The organism is Telluria sp. LT2P80, assembly GCF_059685955.1.
On the sequence record NZ_JCASIO010000004.1, the window covers coordinates 249,475 to 273,687 of the forward strand.

General features: G+C 62.6%; 20 protein-coding genes. 11 read left to right on the plus strand and 9 right to left on the minus strand.

The window, feature by feature from the left end; translation table 11 throughout:
* Positions 1-8: 8 nt before the first annotated feature.
* Positions 9-2,273: a PhoX family protein gene (locus AC56LW_RS12885; RefSeq protein WP_332531201.1), complete on the minus strand. Its 2,265-nt coding sequence runs from the start codon at positions 2,271-2,273 to the stop codon at positions 9-11.
* A 234-nt stretch (positions 2,274-2,507) separates the two neighbouring features.
* On the opposite strand from AC56LW_RS12885, the gene AC56LW_RS12890 reads away from it, so the two are divergent.
* Entirely contained in the window at positions 2,508-4,493 is a 1,986-nt protein-coding gene (locus AC56LW_RS12890) for a PAS domain-containing hybrid sensor histidine kinase/response regulator (protein WP_499634812.1), read from the plus strand.
* 22 nt (positions 4,494-4,515) lie between these two features.
* On the opposite strand, the gene AC56LW_RS12895 is transcribed toward AC56LW_RS12890, so the two are convergent.
* From AC56LW_RS12895 to tssE, 4 genes are all read right to left on the minus strand, one after another.
* Positions 4,516-4,923 carry a DUF2750 domain-containing protein gene (locus tag AC56LW_RS12895; protein ID WP_183554928.1) on the minus strand — a complete coding sequence of 136 codons (408 nt, stop codon included), beginning with the start codon at positions 4,921-4,923 and terminating at the stop codon, positions 4,516-4,518.
* 75 nt (positions 4,924-4,998) lie between these two features.
* Positions 4,999-6,168, minus strand: a complete 1,170-nt coding sequence (gene tssG, locus AC56LW_RS12900; RefSeq protein ID WP_499634815.1) for a type VI secretion system baseplate subunit TssG — start codon at positions 6,166-6,168, stop codon at positions 4,999-5,001.
* A complete protein-coding gene (gene tssF / locus AC56LW_RS12905) occupies positions 6,132-8,012 on the minus strand; it encodes a type VI secretion system baseplate subunit TssF (RefSeq protein WP_499634818.1) in 1,881 nt (626 codons plus the stop codon). Before tssF ends, tssG begins: the two co-directional genes overlap by 37 nt.
* A gap of 1 nt (position 8,013) precedes the next feature.
* The gene (gene tssE, locus AC56LW_RS12910; RefSeq protein WP_499634821.1) at positions 8,014-8,538 is read right to left on the minus strand and encodes a type VI secretion system baseplate subunit TssE; all 525 of its coding nucleotides are present in this window, start codon (positions 8,536-8,538) and stop codon (positions 8,014-8,016) included.
* Between the two features lie 171 nt (positions 8,539-8,709).
* Here tssE and tssK point away from each other — a divergent pair, with 171 nt between their 5' ends.
* Complete coding sequence (gene tssK / locus AC56LW_RS12915) at positions 8,710-10,062, plus strand: type VI secretion system baseplate subunit TssK (RefSeq protein ID WP_499634824.1); 1,353 nt, start codon at positions 8,710-8,712, stop codon at positions 10,060-10,062.
* Between the two features lie 199 nt (positions 10,063-10,261).
* On the plus strand, positions 10,262-10,792 hold the full coding sequence (locus AC56LW_RS12920; RefSeq protein ID WP_499634827.1) for a DNA-binding protein: 531 nt from the start codon (positions 10,262-10,264) through the stop codon (positions 10,790-10,792).
* Between the two features lie 79 nt (positions 10,793-10,871).
* On the opposite strand, the gene mqo is transcribed toward AC56LW_RS12920, so the two are convergent.
* On the minus strand, positions 10,872-12,461 hold the full coding sequence (gene mqo, locus AC56LW_RS12925; protein WP_499634830.1) for a malate dehydrogenase (quinone): 1,590 nt from the start codon (positions 12,459-12,461) through the stop codon (positions 10,872-10,874).
* A 549-nt stretch (positions 12,462-13,010) separates the two neighbouring features.
* Between mqo and AC56LW_RS12930 the strand changes: the two genes are divergently transcribed.
* Positions 13,011-13,442, plus strand: coding sequence for a barstar family protein (locus tag AC56LW_RS12930; RefSeq protein WP_332531193.1), 432 nt, complete (start codon positions 13,011-13,013; stop codon positions 13,440-13,442).
* A 91-nt stretch (positions 13,443-13,533) separates the two neighbouring features.
* On the opposite strand, the gene glmS is transcribed toward AC56LW_RS12930, so the two are convergent.
* Positions 13,534-15,363 carry a glutamine--fructose-6-phosphate transaminase (isomerizing) gene (gene glmS / locus AC56LW_RS12935; protein ID WP_332531192.1) on the minus strand — a complete coding sequence of 610 codons (1,830 nt, stop codon included), beginning with the start codon at positions 15,361-15,363 and terminating at the stop codon, positions 13,534-13,536.
* A gap of 155 nt (positions 15,364-15,518) precedes the next feature.
* Between glmS and AC56LW_RS12940 the strand changes: the two genes are divergently transcribed.
* Positions 15,519-15,995, plus strand: a complete 477-nt coding sequence (locus AC56LW_RS12940) for an Lrp/AsnC family transcriptional regulator (protein WP_499634833.1) — start codon at positions 15,519-15,521, stop codon at positions 15,993-15,995.
* Positions 15,996-16,140: 145 nt separating this feature from the next.
* Here the strand turns inward: AC56LW_RS12940 and glmU are convergent, their stop codons facing one another.
* Entirely contained in the window at positions 16,141-17,517 is a 1,377-nt protein-coding gene (gene glmU / locus AC56LW_RS12945) for a bifunctional UDP-N-acetylglucosamine diphosphorylase/glucosamine-1-phosphate N-acetyltransferase GlmU (RefSeq protein WP_499634836.1), read from the minus strand.
* A gap of 25 nt (positions 17,518-17,542) precedes the next feature.
* Here glmU and AC56LW_RS12950 point away from each other — a divergent pair, with 25 nt between their 5' ends.
* From AC56LW_RS12950 to AC56LW_RS12965, 4 genes are all read left to right on the plus strand, one after another.
* Positions 17,543-18,436, plus strand: coding sequence for a DUF6279 family lipoprotein (locus tag AC56LW_RS12950; RefSeq protein WP_499634839.1), 894 nt, complete (start codon positions 17,543-17,545; stop codon positions 18,434-18,436).
* Positions 18,437-18,514: 78 nt separating this feature from the next.
* Positions 18,515-19,171, plus strand: coding sequence for a 16S rRNA (guanine(966)-N(2))-methyltransferase RsmD (gene rsmD, locus AC56LW_RS12955; RefSeq protein ID WP_499634842.1), 657 nt, complete (start codon positions 18,515-18,517; stop codon positions 19,169-19,171).
* Positions 19,172-19,294: 123 nt separating this feature from the next.
* Entirely contained in the window at positions 19,295-19,795 is a 501-nt protein-coding gene (gene coaD, locus AC56LW_RS12960) for a pantetheine-phosphate adenylyltransferase (RefSeq protein WP_332531188.1), read from the plus strand.
* A gap of 16 nt (positions 19,796-19,811) precedes the next feature.
* A complete protein-coding gene (locus tag AC56LW_RS12965; RefSeq protein WP_183554890.1) occupies positions 19,812-20,072 on the plus strand; it encodes a YfhL family 4Fe-4S dicluster ferredoxin in 261 nt (86 codons plus the stop codon).
* A gap of 613 nt (positions 20,073-20,685) precedes the next feature.
* Here the strand turns inward: AC56LW_RS12965 and AC56LW_RS12970 are convergent.
* Positions 20,686-20,883, minus strand: a complete 198-nt coding sequence (locus tag AC56LW_RS12970; protein WP_499634844.1) for a hypothetical protein — start codon at positions 20,881-20,883, stop codon at positions 20,686-20,688.
* 138 nt (positions 20,884-21,021) lie between these two features.
* Between AC56LW_RS12970 and AC56LW_RS12975 the strand changes: the two genes are divergently transcribed.
* Both AC56LW_RS12975 and AC56LW_RS12980 read left to right on the plus strand, forming a co-directional pair.
* Positions 21,022-21,975, plus strand: a complete 954-nt coding sequence (locus AC56LW_RS12975; protein WP_183554886.1) for a LysR family transcriptional regulator — start codon at positions 21,022-21,024, stop codon at positions 21,973-21,975.
* Positions 21,976-22,248: 273 nt separating this feature from the next.
* Positions 22,249-24,213 carry a hypothetical protein gene (locus AC56LW_RS12980; RefSeq protein WP_499634847.1) on the plus strand — a complete coding sequence of 655 codons (1,965 nt, stop codon included), beginning with the start codon at positions 22,249-22,251 and terminating at the stop codon, positions 24,211-24,213.

The following is a 24,213-nucleotide window of genomic DNA, read 5'->3' on the forward strand; positions in this document are numbered from 1 at the left end:
TCAGGCGATCACGAACCGATACGGCCACCGTCGTTCTTGGTGATGACCAGCGTCGCCGAACGCGGACGCTTGCCGCCGCCGTAGCCGGCATTGGCTGGCCACTGGCTCGTGTACTTGGTGACGTCGCCGATGTTGGCAGCAGCCGTGTTTTCGCCCGGGTGCTGGATGTTGACGAACAGCGCCTTGCCGTCCGGCGTTTCAGCGATGCCGGTCAGCTCGCAGCCTTTCGGGCCCACCAGGAAGCGCTTGAGCGTGTCCGGCGTGGCGGCCTTGCCAACGTAGGTGTCGACGTTCAGGACCGAACCGTCGGCCTTTGCATTCGGCACGGTGACCTTCTTGCCGTCGCCGACCGAGCCTGGCAAGCCGGCGAGCATCATGCAGTTGGTGACGTCGGTGTAGGCGCCATCGTCGGTCTGGAACCAGCAGATGCCGGTCGAGACGGTGAAGGACATGCCGTCCGGGCTCGAGAAGTCCTGGTCAGCAGTCAGGCCCGACAGGTTGATCGTGCTCGCAGCGGCCGCCGCTTCGGCGCCGAACAGGTACACGTCCCAGCTGAAGGTGGTGGCGGTCGAACCGGCGGCATCTTCCTTCATGCGGATGATGTGGCCGTTCGGGTTGCCCGGCTGGGCGGTGGTGCCCTTCATGTCGGTGTAGGCGCGCGGGTTGGCCGCGTCCACGCCGACCTGGCTTGAGCCGCTTGGTTCGGCGCGGCGGTTGCTGTTGTTGGTCAGCGTGTAGTAGATCTCGCCGTTGGCCGGGTTGACCGAGCACCATTCAGGACGGTCCATCTTGGTCGCGCCGACGGCATCGGCTGCCAGGCGGGCGTTGACGAACACGTCGGCCTGGTCAGCGAATTTGTAGGTGGCGTAGCCGGCAATCGCGGCGTTGGTGATGTTCAGTTCGATCCAGCTGCCCTTGCCGTCGGCGTTGAACTTGGCCACATACAGCTTGCCGCTGTCGAGATATTTGTCGCCGGTGGCAATACGGTCGGTGGCAATGGCATCGGCCGGATTCCACGGTGCGGTCGAGACGAATTTGTAGATGTACTCGCCGCGCGAATCGTCACCCATGTAGATGGCCAGCGGCGCGCCGGCCAGCAGGCGGCCGAAGGCGGCGCTCTCGTGGGCGAAGCGGCCCAGCGCGGTGCGCTTTTTCAGTGGACGGGTCTTGTCGTAGGCATCCATCTCGATGATGTAGCCTTCGCCGTTGAGTTCATTGCGGTAGTCATCGCTGCCGTCGATCGACGTGCCCTTCTTGCTGATGTTCCAGCGTGCGTACTTGTCGTCCGTGCCGCCCGTTTCCCAGCCGTGACGCGAAGCCGCGCCCTGGGCCACGCCGTAGCGGTTCAGTGATGCGACGCTCTTGTCGCCGCGTGCTGTGTTGTCGGTGGCCGAGCGGGTGAAGTAGCCGGCCCAGTTTTCTTCGCCCGACAGATAGGTGTTCCACGGGGTGCGGCCGGTGCCGCAGTTGTTGAGCGTGCCGCGGAACTTGGTGCCGTCCGGCGAGTACTTGGTCTTGACCAGCGCATTGCCGCGCACCGGGCCCGAAATCTGGACCTCGGTCTGCTGGTGCACGCGGCGGTTGAAGTTCGAATTCTGCAGGTATTCCCACTTGCCGTTGGTGGTGCGGACTTCGACGACGGACAGGCCGTGCAGCGCCATCTCCTTGTCGACTTCCAGCGCCGGGCGCGGCAGCGTATTGGTGCCGCCATTGGCATGCACGAAGAACGAGGCCAGGCCTTCGTTGGTGGTCGCTTCGTGGTTCATGGCCAGCAGACCGCGCGTGACGCCCGTGGTCGAGACGGCGCCGTCGGCGGACAGCGAGAAGAATTCCATGCCGTCGTGGTGGTCGCCCGCGCGGTTCTCGAAATCGGTGTCGGTGCCGTCGTTCTTGTAGGCGGGGGTGCCGGCTGCGAGCGGATCGCCCAGTGCATATATTACGCTGGCGGTGTAACCGGCCGGGACGACGACGGTGTCGGCCAGGCTCTTGCCGACGGCGGTGAAACCGAGCAGCTTTTCGACCGGCGCCGGCGAAGGCGTGTTGCCTACTGGTGCCGGGGCCGTCGCGACAGGATCATCATCCGAACCGCCGCACGCGGTCAGGCCGAAGGTGCTCAGCAGCGCGGTGGCAGCCGTGGCGGCGCCGCCGCGCAGCATGTTGCGGCGGCTCAGGCGGGCGTTCATGACAGTGCTGAATTGCTCGTTCGACGAAGTATTCAGGTCGATATCGTCATGGTCGATGCCATGGCGGGCGAGATCGGTCGGCTTGTTCACGGGATGGATCCTGTATTTGTTGTGTGGATAAGGGAAAGCCCGTGAATAGTAGTAAGACAAGATGACGCCGGCGTGACAGTTTGGTCACAGTTTGATGACATGAGGGGGAATACGCCCATCCCGGATGCACGACGTATGCATCATTACTGCAAGGTCACGCCGATCTGGGTAAAATTTCCTGTTGAAATTGTTTTAACGTTCTCCGTGTCTGGAGACATAGCCGGAAGGTCATACATGCAGGAATCCCGCGACACCATGCCGGCACAGGACGCCGTTTCCTTCGGCTGGGCATTGTTCGAAGCCATCCCCGACTGCGTGAAACTGCTCGACACGGATGGCACGATTCTCGCAATGAACTGCAATGGCGGCAGCGCGATGGAGATCGACGATATCAGCCTGCTGCGTGGCCAGTCATGGATCGCGTTCTGGCCGGCCGAGTCCCACGACGCCGTGCGCGCGGCGCTGGAGACGGCGCGCGCCGGTGGCACCGGCCATCTCGTCGCCGCCTGTCCCACCGCCAAAGGCACGCCCAAGTGGTGGGACGTGATGGTTACGCGCACTGCCAGCAGCGATGGGCTGCGCGCGCACCTGCTGGTGATCTCGCGCGACATCACGCAGCAGCGCAAGGCCAGCGAAGAACGCGAACGGTTGCTGCACCAGCTGCAGGCCGCGAACATCGAGAGCAGACGGATGGTCGAGGAGTTACGCGCCAGCGAAGAACGCTACCGCACCCTGTTCGAGTCCGTCGACGAAGGCTTCTGCATTTTCGAGATGCTGTTCGACGAGGCGAACCGGCCCGTCGACTACCGCTTCCTCGAGATGAATCCGACCTTCAAGGCGCACACCGGCCTGAAAGACGCCGTGGGCCGCACCGCGCGCGAGATGCTGCCCGGGCTCGACGACTTCTGGTTCGACACCTATGGCCGCGTGGCGCTCACGGGCGACCCGGTGCGCTTCGAGAACGAGGCGCCGGCCATGAACCGCTGGTTCGATGTCTACGCCACCCGCATCGGCGGTGCGGACAGCCGCAAGGTGGCGCTCCTGTTCAACGACATCTCGGCGCGCAAGCAGTCCGAATCGACGCTGCGGCGCCTGGCCGACGACCTGGCCGAGGCCGACCGCCGCAAGACGGAATTTCTGGCCACGCTGGCGCACGAGCTGCGCAACCCGCTGGCGCCGATCAGGAACGGCCTGTCGGTGATGCGCATGAGCGGCGACAATCCGGCAGCCATGGCGAAGGTGCGCGACATGATGGAGCGTCAGGTCGGCCACATGGTGCGCCTGATCGACGACCTGCTCGACATCGCCCGCATCAGCGGCGGCAAGCTGGAACTCAAGCGCGAGCGCACCGGCCTGGCGGCCATCCTGGCCAGCGCGGTCGAAACGAGCATGCCGCTGATCGACGCAGGCCAGCATGCATTGACGGTCGACCTGCCCGATGCGGCCCTGCCGGTCGACGCCGACGCTACCCGCATCGCGCAGGTGGTGGCCAACCTGCTCAATAACGCGGCCAAGTACACGCCAACGAGCGGGCAGATTGCCCTGTCGGCGCGGCGCGATGGCCGTGACGCCGTGATCACGGTGCGTGACAGCGGCGTGGGCATCGCAGCGGATGCGCTGGCCGGCGTGTTCGAGATGTTCAGCCAGATCGGCCGCACGGTCGACCGTTCGCAGGGCGGGCTGGGCATCGGCCTGTCGCTGGTGCGGCGCCTGGTGGAGATGCATGGCGGCTCGGTCGCCGCCACCAGCGCCGGCGCCAATGCCGGCAGCATCTTCACAGTGCGCCTGCCATTGGCCGCCGAGGCAGTACAGGCCGGGCCCGCGCCAGGCGAGCCTGCACCAGCGCCTGATAACGTGGCCGGCGGCCTGAAGGTGCTGGTGGTGGACGACAACGTCGATGCGGCCGTGACGCTGTCGATGATCCTGGAGATGTCGGGCTACACGGTGAAAGTCGCGCACGACGGGTACGAGGCGCTGGCCGTCGCGCAGGGGTTTGGCCCGCACGTGGCGTTTCTGGACATCGGCATGCCGGGCATGAGCGGTTACGAGACGGCGCGCGCGATCCGCGCCACGCCGGGCCTGGAAGACATCGTGCTGGTGGCGCTGACCGGCTGGGGCGCCGAGAGCGATCGCCAGCGCTCGAACGAGGCCGGGTTTGACCACCACCTGACCAAACCGGTGCAGCTCGACGTGGTCGAGGCGCTGCTGGCCGGCCTGTGACGCCGGCGCCCCGCCAGGCCAGTCAGTTGCGGCGCAGTTCGTCCTCGAGATCGCCAATCAGCTGCGCCACGGTGGGCGTGATGCCCTTGTCGCCCGGCGTATAGAACACGCCCGGCAGGACGCTGTCTTCTTCGAGCTGCGGCAGCAGTTCTTCGATCAGTTCTTCCAGCGAGAACGCCTGCGCGTCATAGCCGTCCCATTCGAATTCAGCGCACAGCGTGGCGTACTCGTTGGCCGGCCACATCGGAAACACCAGGGTGCCGTCGTCCGTTTTGGCCAGCGCCCAGCCGTCCTGGTACAGGCCCCATACTTCGCGCGCCTCGGCCGCGCGCCGGATGAAATACTCGTAGCGTTCCGGTCCCGCCAGCGTCACGACGGCCGCCAGCTGCTGGCCGCCCAGCTTGATCGCCGAGATGATCTGTTCGCTCATCACCACTCCAGTCCATCGAGGCGTGATGCCCCACAACCGTCAGGATACGCCATCGGGATGCACGGGGTGCGTTTGTCACCTAACAAACGGCTGCGACGTGGCGGCCGGTGTCTTGACGACCGGGGGCGGTGTGGCGAGCAGGTCGTAGCGCACATCGTGCCGGTCGCGCGGCGGCGCATCGAGTACCAGAAAGGCGTCCCAGCCCAGCCGGCCCGGATTGACGGCGTCCAGCGTGATGTTGTGGACATCGGCCGCGCGCAGCACCAGCTCGACTTCGTATTCGAGGGCGACGCCGGTCAACAGCGCCAGCACGCTCTTGAGCGCGCGCGCGGCAAGCCCGCCCGGGAGGAAGGCCTGGAAGCCCGCATGTGTCAGTGGCCCGACGATCAGGCGCAGGCGCAGCGTGCGCTGCCAGACGCGCGCGCCGGCCAGCGCGCGGGTACCGAGAACGGCGCTGTCGTGGCCCAGCATCGACTGCTGCGCGGCCGGGATGTCGTACCAGGCGCCGATGAATTGTTCGGCCATGATCGGCTGGCCGAAATACTCGGACAGCACGCGCGCAAGCTGCACGGCCGACACCGGCCGGTGCCGGACCGACGCGGCAAAATAGCCGATCGATTCGTCCAGCACGGCGCCGTCGCCCACGTCGCTCAGGCGCCGCCGCAGGGCCGGGTCACCCAGCCCGGCAAGGCTCATCAACAGGGGCAGGAAGGCATCCTGGCCATCGGGCTGGTACTTCAACGGCAGGCGGTACTTGCGCCAGGCTTCGTAGAATAGGGCCAGCGAGCGGTTCGAGAACGCATCCAGGAAGGCGCGCGGGCCGTCGTCTTCTTCCTCGTTCTTGTGGTGCGCCTGGTGCGCGGCGATGCGCTCGGTGTAATGCGCCGGCAGCACGCCGTTGCAGCCCAACAGACCCATGAAGGCCGGCGTCAGGCGCACATGGCGCAGCGTGCCTTCCTGCACCGCGTCGGCCAGCGCTGCGGCGTCGATCGGCAGCGCGAACGGCATGCCGATCGACAGGTCGCGCACATCGGCCTGGATGCTTTCGAGCTGGCTGGCCGGGAAGCCCAGCGACACCGAATTCCGGAAGCGCAGCATGTCCGCCACCAGGCCGTGCGCCGGCTTGCCACGGCGCCGCAGCCACAACTCGAGCACCTGCACTGCCTGGAAAAAGTCGAAGCGCCACGGCTCGCGAAACAGCTGTTCGATTACAGCAGACTCAGATCGCCGCTTCGGGGTGCGCATCGCAGCAGTTCCTCGGACGATTGATGGGACACGATCACCAGCTGGGTAAAGCTGTTGGCGTGCACGTACAGCGCCAGGAAGCGTTCGATGACGTGGGCGAAGAGGTGGATGCCGCTGCCGACAAACGCTTCTTCATCGATAGTGAGCCGCACCTCGATCCCGCGCACCAGGCAATTAAAGGGATTGCCGGACAACCAGGCGCTGGTGGGCGTATAGGCGATCGCGAGGATGCCGCCGATCTGGCGCGTCGAGGCGGCCGAACGGGGCACGTCGTGCAGCGCCAGCATTTCGCGAAAGGCGTCGACGCCGCCATCGGCCAGCGACAGGTGGTTCAGCGACAGCAGCGAGATCAGGCGCCACTGCGCGCTGCGGCCGCGCGCGAAGCGCCAGGTGCGCGTCGGCTTGCGCAGGAACGTGATGGCGCGCGTGCCCGAGCCGCCTTCCGTGAACAGGTCTCCCCCTGCCTGGCCGTATGGCAGCAGCGATGGCAGGTCGCGGTTGGTGCAGGTCAGTTCGAGATTGAGCGTGGTCTTTTCGACCTTGGCCGGATCAAAATCGATGTCGACGATCGTGATCTGGGTTTCGAAGCCGGGGCTGCGTTCGGCCAGCGCTTCATCGCGCGCCATGGCCCAGTAGTGGCCATTGTGCTGCGGCGTCTGCGCATGCTTGAGCGAGTAGAAAGGCTGGAACTTGATGATCGTTTCGCCTTGCGCCGTCTGGCGCACCATATTGACGTCGTTGATCGCATTGACCTCGTAGCCATAGGCGCGGCGCCCGTCGGCCAGCACCGGGTAATTGGCCTTGGCGTGGGTCAGCTGGATCGGTTCGCCGCGCTGGGGGAACAGGTTGATCACCGGCGTGCAGCCGGTGAGCAGGTTGTTGGTCGATAGGGTGCCGAGCATGCGCGCCAGGTTCGAATCGCTGCGAATGCCGGCCAGTGCCAGGTGCACCGTCAGCGCGCGCGTGCCGCGGGGCAGGGCGGCCGTCAGCATGGCCAGGTCGAGGTCGACGAAGTTGAATTTTTCGGGGAAGCAGAAGTACTCGGTCAGCAGGCGATACGCCGCGTGCGAGCGCGCCGGGAAATCGATCAGCGCCTCGTCGTCGCCAAAGCCGGCGCTGCGTACCGGCAGCGCCGGCAGCGCGAGCCAGTGGCCGCCATCGGCCTGCACATAGGCGGCCACCGTGCGCACCAGCAGCGCGTCGCGCAGCGCCGCGCACAGCGACGGTTCGCCATCGAGGAACAGGCGCAGCGCCGGCAGCGCCAGCGCATCGAGTCCGCGCCCGTCGCAGGTCATGGCCACGCGCACGCTGATGCTGGCCGTGGCGCCGGCCGGCAAGCGCACCGTGTCGGGCGCGCCGATGATCGGGGAGAACGCCGCGCGCGTGATCGCCAGCGGCGCGACCGCCACCGGATACACGGTGCGAAACGTGCATTCCACGCCGCGCACGGGCCGCGTGTTGAATGCGGCGCCGCGCCCGATCGTCGTCACGCTCGTCTGCTGGGCGGCAGCAGTGGCAGCGGTAGCAGCGGTGCCGGTGGTGCTGGGGGTGATGGCGGGGCCGAGCTGCGCGATCGAGCACGATGGAAAAGGGCGCAGGTAGTGCGGATACAGCACGCCAAACAGCGCTTCGGTGAACTCGGGATAATCGTCGTCGAGGCGACGGGCGATGCGCGCGTTGAGGAAGGCGAACGACTGGATCATGCGTTCGGTGTGCGGGTCTTCGCAGACTTCACCGCTGATCAACAGGCGCCCGGCGACGCGCGGATAGCGTTCGGCGAATTCGCGCAGGTTGTGGCGCAGGTAAGCCAGTTCGCTTTCGTAGTAGGGCAGGAGCTGGTCCATCTCAGGTCTCCTTCACCGGCGACGCCGCTGTTGCCATTGTTGCTGCTGCGCGGCCGGCCTTGCGGATGCTGTACTGGAGCGTGGACGGCTGAAGCACGGCGTCGAAGTTGACCGGCTCCTGCGACACGCTCCCCACCAGCACTGCCGTGATCGAAAAGCTCAGGCGATTGATCGACGGGCCGGCCGCCTCGTCGCGCAGCGCCAGCTGCGCCTTCACACCGGTCAGGCGCGGCTCATGGCGCGTGATGGCCGCTTCGATGCAGGCGCAGATGTGGGCCCGGTCCGAAGGACTCGAGAGCGAGCGGTCGGCGAAATCGCACAGGCCGTAGTCGACCATCGATGTCTTGCATTCGGTGTAGCCGGCAAGTTCGCCTTCCTGGATGATCGAGCGCGTGTTCAGGAGCGCCTCGAGGTCGCGCGCCACCGCATCCTTCAACTCGTCGACATTCAGGCGCACGACGACAACGCCCTGGCGTACCGGCTGGCCAAGCAGACGGTCGAACAGATCCGGCGTGTATCCCTTCATGGAGCGTTCCTTCGCGGTGGAGCAGAGGGAGGGCGTGCGGAATGTTGCGTGATGAAAACCAATCGCATGTTGCCATGCGGTTCGTCGCCAAACGTTGATGAACTTCACGTGGGCAACTCTATGTCGTCGTTATTGTTTCTTTCCGGCCATAACAACTGGGAAGACAGCACCATGACGAGCAAAGTTCTCTGGGGCGAAGGTCTGCTGCTGCGCCCCCAGCACTTCCAGCGCCAGGATGCGTACCACGAGCATTGCCTGTTCAAGAGCGTCAAGGCGGTCCATCCCTATGCCTGGGGCGTGGAGCTGTGCGAGATCGACCGCGAGGCGCTGGCCAGCAGCATGCTGCGCGTGACCGGGCTGGCGCTGCGCTTTCAGGATGGCGAGCTGTACGAGGCGCCGGGCAGCGACGAGCTGCCCGCCACGATCGACCTCAGCACGCTGGCGCAAACGGTGCAGGCGGTGACGTATTACGCGGCGCTGCCGGGCCTCAAACCCTTCAATGCCAACTTCGTGCAGCCGGGGCAGGGCGCGACGTCGGCCGACAATGCGGCGCGCTTCATGCAGGCGAACCTGGAAGCGCCCGACCTGTTCACACAGGCCGCGCCGGTGCAGCTGGCCTATCTGCGGCGCGCGCTGCGCCTGGTGGCCGAGTTCGAGCCGCGCGACGCCTACATCCACTTCCCGCTGCTGCGCGTGCGGCGCACGCCCACCGGCGGCTTCGAACCCGATCCGGCCCTGGTGCCGCCGGCCCTGTCAGTGGGCGCATCGCCGGTGCTGTTCCAGGGTTTGCGGCGCCTGCTCGACGCGCTGCAGGCCAAGGTCGGCGCGCTCTACGGCCACCACCGCGAACCGACCCGCAACGTGATTGAATTCCGCTCGGGCGACATGTCGTCGTTCTGGCTGCTGCACACGGCCAGTTCAGCCTACGCAGCGCTGACGCACCACTTTCATCATCCGGCGCTGCATCCGGAGCGCCTGTTCCAGTCGCTGCTGGACGTGGCTGGCGGTTTGATGACGTTCTCGAAGAGCTGGACCCTGGCCGACCTGCCGGCCTACCAGCACGGCGACCCCGGCCCGGCCTTCGCCAAGCTGCACATGATCATCCGCGAACTGCTCGACACAGTCATCTCGGCCAAGTACTTCGGGATTGCACTCAACGAGGTGCTCCCGTCGTACCACATCGGGATGCTCGACTCGGGCAAGATCGACGACGACACCACGTTCTATATCGCGGTATCGGCCGACATCGCGGCGCTCAAACTGGTCGAAATCGTGCCGCTGCGTTTCAAGGTCGGCGCACCGGACGATGTCGAGAAATTCGTGCTCTCGGCGCTGCCCGGCGTTCGCCTGCAGTATTCGCCGCAGCCGCCGGCCGCGATCCCCGTACGGCCCGAAACCTGCTACTTCAGCCTGGAATCGAAAGGGCCGATGTTCGAGCGCATGCTCAAGGCGCAGTCGATCTCGATCTACGCGCCGGAAGGATTGAGGGAACTCAAGCTGGAATTGCTGGCCGTGGTGGCGTGAAGGGGCGCTGCTGACCCGGTGGGGATAAACCTGTGGATAAGTCTGAATACTCAGCCGTGCCGCTGTATGCACGGGTTTTTGCACTAGCAAAGGCGCAACACATCGGCGCAATTTAGCGGTGCATTTAATTCCCGATGGAAACTGTGGCGTATGATAAACCCCTCTTCACGACACGATTTGACGCGCAATGACCACTGCCATGGCCACCCCACCAAAGGCCGAGATGCCGCCAGCCCTGCTCGCTGAACTGAGTGCCTGGGCCCAACAGTATGCGCACGACGCCGGCGCCGGTCTGCGCGACGCACTGGCAACGGCCGACAGCGAGAAGCTGGCGCTACAGGCCGATCTGGACGAAGCCCGGGCGGCGCGCGATCATGCCCAGTCGATGGCTGAAGAGCGCGACGAAGAAATCCAGCGCCTGACGGCCGAGCTGCGCAATGCGCGCCAGATCGCCACCGACGCCCTGGTCGGCAAGGCCAAGGACCAGCTGGCGATCGACGGCAAGGATGCGCAACTGGCCGATCTGCGCCAGCAGCTCGAACGCAATGTGACGGCCACGGCGGCCGAATCGGATGCGCGTCTGCAGGCGCAGATGGACCTGATCGGCGCCACGACCGAGCGCGACAACCTGATGGGCGAGCTGAAGGATTTGCAGGCGAAACTCGACACGTCGCGCACCGAGCGCAGCGCACTGCGGGCCGAGCTCGAAGCCCTGCGTTCACGCAAATAACACCCTCTGCACCGCACAACGACAAAGGCCCCGGCGCTGTGAAGCACCGGGGCCTTTGTCGTTGTTACTGCGGTCTTGCTTACTCTTGCGATGCGGCCGTCACGTCGAGCGTGATGGCTTTCAGGCCCAGAACAGCGCTGCTCTGCTGACGGATCTGGTTGGCATACGCTGCATCACCGTTGAGCTTACGGCCGTACGAAGGAATCATTTCCTTCATCTTGGCTTGCCACTCTGGCGTGGCCAGCTTGTCCTTGAACGCCGATGCCGCGATCACTTTCAGCATGATCGGCGCAGCGGTCGAGGCGCCTGGCGACGCGCCCAGCAGGGCAGTTACCGAACCGTCGTTCGATGCCACGACTTCGGTACCGAACTGCAGCAGGCCGCCCTTGGCCGGATCGTCCTTGACAATCTGCACGCGCTGACCTGCGTTGACCAGTTTCCAGTCTTCGTTCTTGGCTTCCGGCAGGTACTCACGCAGGGTTGCCACGCGGTCTTCCTGCGACTGCATCACTTGCTCGACCAGGTACTTGGTCAGCGGGATGTTGTCGATACCGGCTTGCACCATCGGACGCACGTTGCCAGTGTTGACCGAGGCGGGCAGGTCGATCCACGAACCATTTTTCAGGAACTTGGTCGAGAACGTGGCGAACGGGCCAAACAGCAGGGCTTTCTTGCCATCGATAACGCGGGTGTCCAGGTGCGGCACCGACATTGGCGGCGAACCGACCGATGCCTTGCCATACACCTTGGCGTTGTGCGCCTCGATCAGCGCCGGATTGTTCGTGACGAGCCACTGACCACCGACCGGCACGCCGCCGAAGCCCTTGGCTTCAGGAATACCGGTCTTTTCCAGCAGTGGCAGTGCGCCGCCGCCAGCGCCGATGAACACGAATTTCGTGCTCACGGTCGACAGCTTGTTGTCCGCCAGGTTCTTGACGGTGACGTTCCACAGGCCATTTTCGCCGCGCTTGATGTCTTCGACTTGGGTACGCAGGTTCAGCGTCATCCCGTGCGAGTCGGTCAGGTGCTTGACCATGCTGCGGGTCAGGGCGCCGAAGTTGACGTCGGTACCGATTTCCATGCGGGTGGCAGCCACTTTTTGCGCTGCGTCGCGGCCATTCATGACCAGCGGCGCCCACTTGCGGATTTCTGCCTGGTCTTCGCTATACAGCATGCCCTTGAACAGGTTTTCCTTCTGCAGTGCGGCGTAGCGCTTGCGCAGGAAATTGATGTTGTCGTCGCCCCAGACAAAGGCCATGTGCGGCACATTGTTGATGAAGCTCTGCGGCGCGCCAAGGTACTGCTTTTGCACCTGGTAGGCCCAGAACTGCTTCGACACTTCGAACTGCTCATTGATGTCGACCGCCTTCTTGGTGTCGATCGTACCGTCCGGCATTTCCGGCGTGTAGTTCAGCTCGGCGAAACCGGAGTGACCGGTGCCGGCGTTGTTCATGGCATCCGAACTTTCGGCCGAGACCGAGTCCATGCGTTCGTACATCTGGATCGTCAGTTCCGGATCGAGTTCCTTGAGCATCGTACCGAGCGTGGCACTCATGACACCGGCACCGATCAGGACAACGTCAACCGGCTTGTCATTGGATGGAGCGGGCGCTTTCGAGCACGAAGCAACGATGAAGCAAGAAAGGACGACTAATAGCGAGTTGCGCATACGAGTATCACCTGAAAAAATGTGTGCGATGGCCTGGCATGCAACATCTGATTTAAAAATTCGACGGCTCGGTAGTGACGCATTCCGGAAGTAACCGGAAGCGCCACCAGAGAACGGGTTGTCGGGATCTGTCGCGGCAATCCACCGCAACAAGCCTCGACAACCGACGCAATAGCAACGGCGATGCATTGCTGCGACCGGGTCTCGATCGTGGCTGCATCGCGGGTTGGCAAACAAGGATATAACGCGTTGACAGGAGTGTCAGGCGGGCCAGTTAATATCCCTGGCGTCCATCGAAACTGGGGGTAACTCTTGTATAGGAGTTGGGTAAGTATAGCCCAAACAAAGTAGCCTTGCTTGGGGCTGGCCCTCTTAAAAGGCCGTCTCAGTATTCAAGCGGTAGCGTTCTGCGTACTACTACTGAGGCGGTGGCGCGACGTTTTTGCGGTGGGTTTGTTGGGGTGTGCGATGGGGGTTTTGAGCCGCTTTTGAACGAGCGATTGAATCCAGCCGATATGGACACATGTAGGATGTTTGGTCCGGGATTCGATGAACATGACCCACGCTACAAGCGTTGCTACCCCGTCGGCGCCGCAAATCCTGATGATCGACGGCGCCAGCATCCGCGACATTGCCTCGTTTTATGACGAGATCAACCGCGTCTTCATGGTGGGGGAGGATTGGCAGCTTGGCGCCAGCCTGGATGGCCTGGATGACATGCTATACGGTGGCTATGGCGTCTTGCGCGGCAAGGCCCCGGCAATCGTCGTGTGGGACCAGATGGACAGCAGCCGTATTGCTCTGGGGGTCGAGGCGACTCGTGCTTACTATCTCGCAAAGCTCGAGCATCCGCAGGTGTTCAAACCTGGTCCGATTCACGCTGCACTCGCGCGCCTTGGGCAGGGTGGGCCGACCTACTTTGATCTGGTGATGCAGGTATTTGCTGATCATCCAAACATTACGTTGCGCGCGGCTGAGTAATTATTGGTACAGCTAAAGCTTTGCGCCAGGTTTTATTGGTTTGTGGCGCGCTTTATGGGCGCGCCACAATAGTGCTTTTACCAGTAAACGTTTATTCCACCGTCACCGACTTCGCAAGATTACGCGGCTTGTCCACATCGGTTCCACGCGCCAGCGCCGTGTGATACGCCAGCAACTGCAGCGCCGCCACGTGCAGGATCGGTGACAGCAAACCGTAGTGCTCAGGCAAACGAATCACGTGCAGGCCATCGCCCGACGTGATGCGCGAATCGACGTCGGCGAACACGTACAGCTGACCGCCGCGCGCGCGCACTTCCTGCATGTTCGACTTCAGCTTTTCCAGCAGCGCATCGTTCGGGGCGATCGTGACCACGGGCATCTCTTCGGTGACCAGCGCCAGCGGGCCGTGCTTGAGTTCACCGGCTGGATACGCTTCGGCGTGGATGTACGAAATCTCCTTGAGCTTCAGCGCGCCTTCCAGTGCGATCGGGTAGTGGATGCCACGGCCCAGGAAGAGGGCGTTTTCCTTGCGGGCGAAGTCGTCGGCCCAGGCGATGATCTGCGGTTCGAGCGCCAGCACGGCGGCCAGTGCGACTGGCAGGTGACGCATCTGCTTGAGGTGTTCGGCTTCTTCGGCATCGGTCAGGCGGCCATTGACCTGGGCCAGCGTCAGCGTCAGCAGGAACAGGGCGGCCAGCTGGGTCGTGAAGGCCTTGGTCGAGGCCACGCCGACTTCGACACCGGCGCGGGTGATGTAGGCCAGCTTGCATTCGCGCACCATGGCGCTCGTCGAGACATTGCAGATGGTCAGCGTGTGTTCCATGCCCAGGCTGCGCGCGTGCTTGAGCGCGGCGAGGGTGTCGGCCGTTTCGCCGCTCTGGGTGATGGTGACGACCAGCGTGTCCGGATGCGGCACGCTGTCACGGTAACGGTATTCGCTGGCGATCTCGACGCTCACGGGCACCTTGGCCACCGATTCGATCCAGTACTTGGCGGTCAGGCCTGCGTAGTAGCTGGTGCCGCAAGCAAGGATCAGCACGCGGTCGATTTTCTTGAACACCGCGAAGGCGCCGTCGCCGAACAGTTCCGGCATGATGCCGGTGACGCCTTCGAGCGTGTCGCCGATCACGCGTGGCTGCTCGAAGATTTCTTTCTGCATGTAGTGGCGGTATGGGCCGAGTTCGGCCGCGCCAGTGTGAGCGTGCACGGTCTTGACCTCGCGCTCGACCGGGCGGCCGTCGACGTCGACGATCCAGTAGCGCGCCAGTTGCAGGTCAACCACGTCGCCTTCTTCCAGGTAGATGATCTGGTCGGTCGTGCCGGCCAGCGCCATCGCGTCGGAGGCGACGAAGTTCTCGTCCTTGCCCACGCCGACGATCAGCGGCGAACCCTGACGCGCGGCGATCACGCGGTGCGGTTCTTCGCGGCAGAACACGGCGATGGCGTAGGCGCCGTGCAGGCGCTTGACGGCTTGCTGCACGGTCTCGAACAGGTCGCCGTTGTACATGTGGTCGACCAGGTGAGCGATGACCTCGGTGTCGGTCTGGCTCATGAAGACGTAGCCCAGGGCGGTCAGTTCGGCGCGCAGTTCGTCGTGGTTTTCGATGATGCCGTTGTGAACCAGTGCGATGCGCGCATTGTCTTCGCTTGGCGAGAAGTGCGGGTGGGCGTTGTGCGATGCCGGCGCGCCGTGGGTCGCCCAGCGGGTGTGGGCGATCCCGGTGAAGCCGTCCAGATGCGCTTCCTTGACCTGTGCTTCCAGTTCGGCCACGCGCGAGGTCGAGCGCGAGCGGGTCAGGCGGCCGTCGAGATGAACAGCCACACCGCAGGAGTCATAGCCCCGGTACTCGAGGCGCTTGAGGCCCTCGATCAGGACAGGGGTAATGTTGCGTTTTGCGACTGCTCCGACGATACCGCACATGGCTAACCTCACTTCAAAGTATTCAATGAGTATTATCGTAGAGCAAGTACGATGAAATAAGCGTACAGTGTGCAGCTATATTTGTCATATTATTTCACGACCGCTACGCCGTGAAATCTTGTTTCATATAGCAGCATTAAATACTCTTAAATTTCATGCCAATCAATGCTCTCCCTGTCCTTGACGACATCGATCGTCGCATTCTGACCATTCTGCAGACTGACGCATCGCAGACGAACGCACAACTGGCGGAGCAGGTGCATGTGTCGCCGCCGACGTGCCTGCGCCGCGTGAAGACCATGACGGACAACGGCGTCATCCAGCGCCAGGTGGCCATTGTTGCGCCCGACAAGGTGGGGGCGGGCCTGAGCGCCATCGTCGAGATCACGCTGGACGTCCAGGCCGCCGAGCGCATGGTCGAATTCGAGAAATTGGCGGACACGGAAGCTGCAGTGCTGCAGTGCTACCGCGTGTCGCCCGGGCCGGATTTCGTGCTGATCGTGCAAGTGGCCGACATGCCGGCCTACCACGAGCTGGCGCACCGGCTGTTTACCGCGCACGCCAATGTGCGTAACGTGAAGACCTATTTTGCGACCCACCGCAGCAAGTTCGAGACGCGCATCGCCGTGTAAGCGGGCCAGACAGGCACGCCAGCACCTGTGGATAACAATGTGGATGACCACAGGGAAGAACATGGGATAAGCAGGGTATTACCCTGTGTTTATCTTGTTCATTTCCTGTGATTAGCTTGTGGTTAGCCTGTGCGCGGCCAGTGGATTACTTCTTGATTTTCACTGGACGCTTCCAGCTGTCGATCGTGACTTGCTTCGATCGCGAGATGGTCAGCTTGCCGGCGGGCGCATCCTTGGTCAGCGTCGTGCCAGCAGCCAGCGTCGCGCCCTTGCCAACCGTGACCGGTGCGATCAGCTGGGTGTCGCTGCCAACAAACACGTCGTCTTCGATCACGGTGCGGAACTTGTTCGCGCCGTCGTAGTTGCAGGTAATGACGCCGGCGCCGATGTTGACGCGCGAGCCAATCGTGGCGTCGCCCACGTACGCGAGGTGATTGGCTTTGCTGTGCGCGGCGACCGTGCTGTTCTTGACCTCGACAAAGTTACCGATATGGACGTCTTCGCCGAGCGTGGTACCCGGCCGCAGGCGCGCATACGGACCAATCTGCGAAGCAGCGCCGATCGTGGCGTCCTCGATATGGCAGAACGGCTTGATATTGGCGCCTGCGCCCACGGTGGCATTGACCAGCACGCAGTGCGCGCCGATGCGCACGCCGTCGGCCAACTCGACGCGGCCTTCGAATACGCAACCGACATCGATCATGACATCGCGGCCGCAAATGAGTTCACCACGCACATCGATGCGGGCCGGATCCATCAAGGTCACGCCCCGCTCCAGCAGTGCGTGCGCAATGTTCAGTTGATGACGACGCTCGAGCTCTGCCAACTGCACCTTGCTGTTGACGCCCGCCACTTCCCATTCGCCGGACGGCTGGCTCGAGACGACCGGCACGCCGTCGGCCACGGCCTGGGCGACGATGTCGGTGAGGTAATACTCGCCCTGGGCATTGTTGTTGGACAGCGCCGCCAGCCACTTTTTAAGGTGGCGGGTCGGAATCGCCATGATGCCGCTGTTGATTTCCTTGATGGCGCGTTCAGCCTCGGTCGCGTCTTTCTCTTCGACGATGCGCACGATCTTGCCGTCCTCACGCACGATGCGGCCCAGCCCGAATGGATTGGCTTGCTCGACGGTGAGAATGCCCAGCTTGTCGCTACCTGCGGCCTCGACCAGGCGGCGCAGCGTATCGACGGTGGTCAGCGGCACGTCGCCGTACAGCACGATCGTCGGCTGGTCATCGTCCAGTTGCGGCACGGCTTGCATGACGGCGTGACCGGTGCCCTGCTGCGGTTCCTGCAGCGCGGTATCGATCGTGCTGCCGGTGGATTCTGCCACTGTTGCGACCATCTCTGGCACCGCTGCGCCTCCATGTCCATAAATCACGCATAATTTCTGCGGATTCAAGCCACGCGCGGTATCGATGACGTGGCGCAAAAGGGGCTTACCAGCCAGTGGATGCAGTACTTTCGGCAAGGCAGACTGCATGCGTTTGCCCATACCGGCGGCGAGGATCACAACGTTCATAAGCCGTTCTCAAAAAGTTGAATATATGAAAAATTTTAGCATGCGCGATGGCGCGTTCCGACGCGTGTTTGCGCTCCTGCTGCTTGCCATGACGGTCATGGCCGCCGGTTGCAGCTCGATTCGCTTCTCGTACAACCAGGGTGACACTCTACTTTACTGGTGGATGAATTCGTATGTCGACTTCGAAGGTCAACAAGCGGATGTGGCCAAGCGCGATATCAAAGCCGTGTTCCAGTGGCACCGCAAGACGGAGTTGCGTGACTATGCTGCATTGCTGGGCACGTTCAAGCGTCAACTGGCCGGCAACCCGACCCAGGCCGACCTGCTCGGCGACTACCGCGAAATCCGCGTACGCGCCGATCGCCTGGGCCAGCGCGCCGTGCCGGAACTGACGACGCTGGCCATGTCGATCACACCCGAGCAGATCACCCACATGGAGCGCAAGTTCAAGGACAAGAACGACGAATACCGCCGCAAGTTCATGGACGGCAGCGTCGACAAGCGCCAGCGCGCCCGTTTCAAGAAGTCGATGGAACAGATGGAACTCTGGTTCGGCAACTTCAGCAGCGAACAAGAGGCGACCCTGCGCCGCGCGTCCGATCTGCGTCCGCTGGACAACAACCTGTGGCTGGAAGAGCGCCAATACCGCCAGCGCCGCGTGCTGGCCGTGCTGACCGAGATCCAGCAAAAGAAACTCAACCGCGAACAGACGTCGGCGCGTGTCGCAGGCTTGATGCGGGAATTGTCTGCCCGCATGGACTCGCCGGAACGCAAGGGCTTCTATGACGCCAGTATCGATCACACCACAAAGTTCATCCTGACGGCGATCCGGATCGCCACGCCCCAGCAGAAAGCCCATGCGCAGGAGCGCATCCAGGGCTGGATTGGCGACCTTGAGGCGCTGGCTGCAGGTAAATAAGCAAGTAAATAAGTAACTGAAGAAGCACGCAAAGGGCGGCGCGCAATCGCATGTAAACCCCATGCTATAGTGCCGCCCATGCACAGAAAGTCCATCAACTCCAAGCCTGCCGGCCCCAAGCCGCACGGCGCGCCGCGCATGGCGCAGCACCAGGTCCGCATCATCGGCGGCGCCTTCAAACGAACCCTGCTCCCTGTTGTCGACGCCCTTGGCCTGCGGCCTACGCCGGACCGCGTACGCGAAACCGTCTTCAACTGGATCAATCACCAGCTCGCCAATGACTGGGATGCTGCTACCGTGCTCGACCTGTACGCAGGTTCCGGGGCGCTGGGCTTCGAGGCGGCCAGCCGCGGCGCGGCGTCGGTGCTGATGGTCGACAACCATAGCCCGGCGGTACGCCAGCTCGAAGCAAACCGCGACAAGCTCAAGGCGACCAACGTCACCATCCTGCGCGCGGACGCGTTGACGCTCGTGCGCGACCTGGCCACCCGTGGCCAGCGCTTCGACGTGATTTTTCTCGATCCGCCCTATCAGCAAGACTTGCTGGCCAAGACGTTGCCGTTGTGCACAGCGCTGCTGAAAGAGGGCGGCATGGTGTACGCCGAAGCCGAAGCGCCGCTGCTGGCCGAAGGTGATGAGGTTCCCGAGTGGCTGGCAGGCTGGGAAGCGGTGCGTGCGGACAAGGCCGGCATGGTCTACTATCATCTGCTCAAGCTGCAAGAAAAGCAGGCATGAGTTGTTGAAAGGCTGTGAAAACTGCACAGCCATTGGGCAAACCCCGCCCCAGCGTGGGGCGAATGCCGGGTATTTAAGGCATAATGCGCGTTCTATCACGGTGTATTTTTCACAGGAGCCGCAATGGTTGTAGCTGTTTATCCAGGTACTTTCGATCCGCTCACCCGCGGCCACGAGGATTTGGTACGCCGCGCATCCGGCCTGTTCGACCGTCTGGTGGTCGGCGTTGCCGACAGCCGGAACAAGCGTCCCTTCTTCACGCTTGAAGAGCGCCTCGAAATCGCCAATGAAGTGCTGGGCCATTATCCGAACGTGCAGGTCGAAAGTTTCTCGGGCCTGCTCAAGGATTTCGTGCGCAGGCACGACGCCCGTGTGATCGTGCGCGGCTTGCGCGCGGTATCCGATTTCGAATACGAGTTTCAGATGGCGGGCATGAACCGCTACCTGCTGCCGGATGTCGAAACCCTGTTCCTGACCCCGTCCGACCAGTACCAGTTCATTTCGGGCACCATCGTGCGCGAGATCGCCATGCTGGGCGGCGACGTGTCCAAATTCGTTTTCCCATCGGTCGACCGCTGGCTGCAAAACAAGATCGCCAGCCTGCCCCCAGCACCGGTCGCCTGATCTACCTGGAAGTACCATGGCCCTCCTGATTACCGACGACTGCATCAACTGCGACGTCTGCGAACCCGAATGTCCCAACGATGCCATTTCGATGGGCGACGAGTATTACCAGATCAATCCGAACAAGTGCACCGAGTGTGTCGGTCACTTTGAAGAACCGCAGTGCCAACTCCTGTGCCCGGTCGCTTGCATCCCGCTTGACCCGGCCTGGCGCGAATCGCGCGAAGAACTCCTCATCAAGTACGAACGTCTGACGGCCGATAAAGCCGCTGCCTGATCGCCTCTCTGGCCGACGCCCCCTGTCGGCTCACTTCTCCCTCGTGACACCCCTACGCCGCCAGCTGACTTGATCCGCTGGCGGCGTTCGCTCGCGTATTGAATTCGCGTCGTATCCTGGTTGCCCCTCCAACGTTCTACATGGTTAGCTTTATCTTGTACTTTCAGTAGTAAATTTTGCGCCGCTCACTTTGTTACTTATAGTTTTTCTGTAAATTATAGAGAATGTGAACTACATTTAATAGCTGGTATCTTGCTAGTAATTTTGCCTATTACGATTTAAGTTCAGCTATATCCTTCTACATTACGTATTGGATCTGCGCATGCCAGAAATTTACTAAAATCTTTTAAATTTACTAGTTCATGGCATTTATTTACATCAATTGACGCTAAAAATGCATTTATGTTCGATTAGAAAATTTTAAATAATGTAATTCTATGTGAACTTTGTCACATTTTGTGCCCGCGTAAAATCCGGTAACACCAAGTCACCATCGTGAACAAGAGAGTTAAGAGTCGTTTGCCAGAATACGAAGCTGCAGGCGAAAAAAAACGCGGCTACCGTGTCCGGTGCCGCGTTCAGCGAAGGGGAGTGAGTCAGCGATGCATAAACGTCAGGCTGATTTCGACGGGAAGGTCGATTTGCTCGGACGTGGACGTACCGTCAGATACAGCGCGCGGCCAATGCCAACCAGCAGGGGACGGAAAAACAGGGCGATACCGCCGAACAGGGCGAAATAGATGGTCAGGCTGAACAACAGGCTGTATGGCACCGCGCTGGCGGCTTGAACTAAAGTGGCGGTGGAAGACATGATGTACTCGTTCTATGATTGTGGATAACTCTAGTGCATCGCAACATATAAATCTAATTCCCATCGCTGATGGCACTTATACTGTTTGTGAATGAGTTGAGGTACACTTGTATTCACGACAGTTTTATCCTGAATTCCATGAGCTTTCTGACGCTTGACCTGAATTTGCTGCGCGTGTTCGATGCCGTCATGACCGAGCAAAACCTGACGCGCGCTGCCGGCCACCTGGCCATGACCCAGCCTGCGGTCTCGAATGCCATCAAGCGATTGCGCGAAAGCCTGGGCGACGAACTCCTGATCCGCACCGCCTACGGCGTCAAACCGACGCCGCGCGCCGAAGCGCTGTGGCCGGCCGTGCGCCAGGCATTGGCGGCTCTCGAAGCGGCTGTGATGCCGGAAACGTTCGACGTCTCCAAGGCGCAGGCAACGTTCCGGATGGCGATGGCCGACGCGACCGCTGCCCTGTGGCTGCCGTCACTGATGCGCTCGATCGAAGGCGAGGCACCGGGCGTGAATATCCGCATGGTGCCGCTGACCACGCGCGAACCGCGGCCAATGCTGCTGCGCGGCGACATCGATCTGGCGGTGGGCTTCTTCCCCGGGGTGGCAGCCCAGTTGTCGTATGAAACCGGCTCACCGATTCGCCACGAGCGACTGTATTCGGGCGTGTACGTATGCGTGATGCGCAAGGATCACCCGCTGGCCAAGGAAAAGCTCGATCTCGACACGTATTGCAAGGCAAACCACCTGCTGGTGAGCTTTTCGGGCCGCGCCCATGGCCTGGTGGACGAGGCACTGGGCCAGATGGGCCGCGAACGGCGCATCCTGCTGACGGTGAACCAGTTCTTCACGGCTGGCCGGGTAGTGGCCAACTCGGATCTGATCACCGTGTTGCCGAAGCACTTGCTGGTCTCGACCGGCATGGCCGATGTCCTGATCTGGAAAGAATTGCCGCTCCAGCTGCCGGCCGTCCACCTGGACATGCTGTGGCACGAGCGCGACGGCCGTAGCCCGGCGCACCGCTGGCTGCGCAAGAACCTCGAAGGCATGGCCGAAAGCGCTTCTAAAGGCGGCGTGCGCAAGGTCGTCTGATACGTTGTCACCGGGGATGGCGCAGTCGCGTCTCCCTTCTTACCTGTACGCCAACCTCCTTGCTTGGTGGCTCTGCCTACCATGCAATTCCCAAATCCATTTTGCGCGAGATCCGTCACCGGGTTTGCGCTAGCTCATCCTGAATGATTCGTCACGTTCCAGAATGGGCATGCGCCGTGCATACCGCACACGCGCCTACAGGGAGATAGAGAGATGACAATGCGCCATTTATCGACGGGCAAATTCGGTGTGTTTGGGATCACTCTGCTGCTCATGCTTGCGGCCTCAGGCCGCGCTACAGCGGCTGCCGAGGATGACACCACTGATGCCGGGCGCAGTGGTGGTGACATCTACAGCATCGTCAATCTCGCCGCACCAACGAGCTACAACGGCTTTGTCAATGCACGTGGGCAGGCGGCATTCGAGTACCCGGGGCCGGACGGTCGCACGCAGGTGGCGTTTTTCAATGGCGATCGCATTGTCGATATCAGTCCTCCGGGTAATGAGCGTACGTTTGTCGGCGGTCTGAACGAACAAGGTGAGGTGATTTTCAACGCACGCTTCCTTGACGCGCAGAGTCCCGGCGGCCTGCGTTACCAGCCGCTGCGCTGGTCGGCCACAAGAGGCCGGGTCGTGCTACCGTCGCTCAATGCGCGCGAATACGCCTCCCTGGACGCGATCAACAAACATGGCCAGATCGCGGGTCTGTCTGCCACGTCCAGCGACAACAGCAGCGTGCGTGCAGTGCGCTGGACGTCGGCAAACCGCCTGTCATCACTGCCCGGCGTCAGCGGCTTCGTTCCAGGCGCTGCCTACGGCATCAACGATCTCGATGCCGTCGTCGGCTCGGGCAGCGCTGTCAATGGCGGCACGACCACGCTGGTCTGGAACGCTGACGGCCGTCCCACGAATCTGGGAACGTTCGGGGCACGCAGTGCGTATGGTATCCGCATCAATAATCAGGGCGACATTCTCGGTTGGCGGATCGTCGACGCGGCAACCCGTGGCTTCTTCTTGTCGAGCCCAGGAAAACCCGCTGTCAGCATCAATGCTGCCTATCCCACGACACTCAATGAAACGGGCGAGGTCATCGGCGCAGTGCGGGGCCCGACGACGAACGAGTTTCGCGCCTTCCGGTACTCACGCGCGCGCGGTTTTCTCAGCCTGCACCCGGCGGGCATGTTCACGTCCGAGGCCAACGCACTGAACGATGATGGCGTGAGTGTGGGCCTGATCCGCTCCGGCATGCTCGACGAAGGCCGCGCCTATCGCTGGTCGCGCATGGGCGTGGCGACCGATCTCAATCTGCACCTGCACAACTCGCCAACAGGGTTGGTGGTAACCGAAGGGCTTGGTATTGCAGCCAACGGCGATATCCTTGCCCAATCGAACGCCGGCCTGGTGTTTTTGCGCCGCGGTGGCGGCGGTACCGATGCGCCGGTGCTGGGCCCACTACAAATCCCGGCGCTGCGCGAGAACGAGCTTGCCAGGCTCACGCTGTCATTTCGCGACCGTAATGTCCGCGACACCCATACGGCCACCATCGACCGGGGCGATGGCAGCGGGCCGCTACCGGCGGTCGTGCGCGAGCGCAATGGCGCGGGTACAGTCTTGGCTGAATACACGTATGGCGTTGCAGGGGATTACCGCGCGACCGTGATCGTCACCGATTCGGCGCGCAGGCGTACGACGATGTCTGCGTTCGTGCGGGTGGGCTTTACCGACGGCGCGCAGCTGGTGGGCGAAGGGATGCTCCAGTCGGCCGTGGCTCCCGGCAGCGGCGTCAATTCGCCGGCTGCCAGAACAGCCTTCCGGCTGGCAGCGCCACTCGCGCTCAAGACAGATGCAGGCACGCCGTTCGTGTTTCGTCTGCTGGGCAGCACGTCATTCAAAGGGGACACGCTGGATCGGATCACGCTCGACGGCAACCGGGTCAAGCTGGAAGGCACGGGGCAACTGGACAATCGCCCGGGCTACCGCTTCGTGATCGATGCCGTGGCCGGTGAGGGCGACGCGCTTGCCAGCGCCAGCAGGATGGCGGTGCGCATCGAAGAACCGGATGGGGTGGGCCCGATGCGCAAAGTAACGTTCGAAGCAGGCCGCGGCGCCGCTACGCCGCAGGATCTCACTCAGGCCACCAGTCAGGCCGCGCAAGCGCCACCTGCCAGCCTTTTGTACCGCGGCGCGCTACGCCTGACTGGCCAGACCAGCAAGACCGGCCTGGCTGGGCAGCCTTAA